The organism is Methylomonas rivi (assembly GCF_024505165.1).
Classification (GTDB): domain Bacteria; phylum Pseudomonadota; class Gammaproteobacteria; order Methylococcales; family Methylomonadaceae; genus Methylomonas; species Methylomonas rivi.
This window is the reverse complement of sequence record NZ_JANIBK010000279.1, coordinates 1-2,144: the sequence shown is the minus strand read 5'-3', so window position 1 is coordinate 2,144 and position 2,144 is coordinate 1. Positions and strand designations below refer to the sequence as shown.

Here is a 2,144-nt window from a genome sequence, read left to right as displayed (position 1 = left end):
GCGAGCCGGAAGCCAATTTATATGTCACGCAAATGGCGGCCGATCTGCAAGGTCTGGATGCAAGTCGATTTGTGGAAGCGTGGCTGACGGTGCTACGCCGCCATGCGACTTTGCGTAGCGGCTTTGTCTGGCAGGGTGACTTGCCGGTGCCGTTGCAAGCGGTGTTCAGGGACGTTGAATTGCCGGTGAAGCTGCATGATTGGCGGCAACGAACCGTCGATGACGCTGCGTTGACCGAGTTGGCAAAAACCGATTATGAACGCGGTTTCGATTTACACCAGGCACCGTTGCTGCGCTTGACGTTGGTCAGCCTCGCCGGCGGCATGACGCACTTGATCTGGACTTGCCATCATTTACTGCTGGACGGTTGGAGTACCTCGTTGCTGCTGGGCGAAGTGATGGAGATTTACGCCGGCGCCGAGCCGCGTACCAGTCCAGGCAGCTACCGGGATTACATAGCCTGGCTGCAATGCCAGGATAAAACCGGCGGCGAAGCGTTCTGGCGGCGTCAACTCGCCGGCGTCAATGCGCCGTGCTTGTTGGCGGCAGCCATCAACAAGCCGCAAGATTCGGGCAACGGTTATTGGATTTGCCGATTGGATGCCGCCGAGACTCAACATTTGCAGACTGCCGCGCAACAGCAGCGCATCACCTTGAACACGCTGCTGCAAGGCGCCTGGGCTTTGCTGCTGCGGCATTACACCGGTCAAAGCCGCGTCGTTTTCGGCGCGACGGTGGCCGGGCGGCCTGGCGATTTACCCGGCGCGGAAACCCTGCTGGGTTTGTTCATCAATACCTTGCCGGTGGCGATAGAAATTTCGCCGTCCATGCCGTTGGCCGAGTGGCTGCGCGGCTTGCAAGCCGATAATTTGAGATTGCGCGAATTCGAATACCTGCCGCTTTACGATATTCAGCGCTGGACCGGCGTCGGCGGCGATTTGTTCGATACCTTGCTGGTGTTCGAGAATTACCCGGTCGACGAGGCATTGCAGCAGTCCGGCAGCGGCTTGAGTATCGGCAATGTCAATCAGCATGACGTCACCAATTATCCATTAACGGTGGATGTTGCGGTTGGGACGATGCTGGAGATCGGTTTCGATTATGCCCGTTCACATTTTGGTGAGGACGACATTCGCCGCATCGGCGATTGTCTGAGGACCTTGTTACTGGCCATAGGTCAACACGCCGACGCGGCAATTGGCAGCATAGGGTATGGGGCTTTCGACGGGGCGCAAACCCATCCAATCGCCCCAAAGCGTTTGGATGAACGTCTATTACTGCAAACTATTAGCCATCAAGCCGCTACCCACCCCGACGCCGAAGCCCTGGTTTGTGCCGGGCAGGTGCTGAGCTACGCCGACTTGCAAAGCCAGGCCAACCGGCTGGCGCACCATTTGTTGGCGTCCGGCGTGAAAGCGGGCGACGTGGTGGGCTTGTGCCTGCCGCGTTCGGCGGACATGATCGTCGCCAGTCTGGCGGTATGGCAATGCGGTGCGGCGTTTCTGCCCTTGGACCCGGATTATCCGAGCGAGCGTTTACGCTACCTGCTGGACGATGCCGGCGCCACGTGGCTGATCGGCGGCGATGTCGGCGGTGGATTGGGCGACGGTAGGGTGGGCACGGCCCGTGCCCACGCGGAATCCAAGCCAACGGTGGGCAATGGCATTGCCCACCCTACGCTGAAAGCGCTCAACCCTATCGACCTGTCCCGTCTCGACCTGTCCGCCTACCCCGACACGCCGCCGGCGCTAGTGACGCATCCCGAGCAAACCGCTTATTTGATCTACACCTCCGGTTCCACCGGCCAGCCTAAAGGCGTCGCGGTCGGCCACGGCGCCCTGGCCCGGCATTGCCAGGCCATGGCCGAGGTGTATGCCATGCAAGCCGGCGATGTCTGCCTGCATTTCGCCTCGTTCAGCTTTGACGCGGCGATTGAACAATGGGCGGTGCCGCTGGCGTGCGGCGCCAAAGTGGTCATCAGCGACCAGACCCTGTGGAGCGTCGAACAAACCCTGGCGGCGATCGAAAACCATGGCATCACCCACATCGACTTGCCGCCGGCCTACCTGAGCGAACTGGCTCGGCACATCCAGCAGCCCGAACAAGCCCCTGTCCTGACCAGCTGCACGGTCGGCGGCGAAGCG

At 60.7% G+C, this 2,144-nt stretch carries 1 protein-coding gene; it reads left to right on the top strand.

Annotation, left to right across the window (positions count from 1 at the left end):
• Positions 1-2,144, top strand: a 2,144-nt coding sequence (locus NP596_RS21060) for a condensation domain-containing protein (protein ID WP_256617348.1), incomplete at both ends; no start/stop codon positions are given.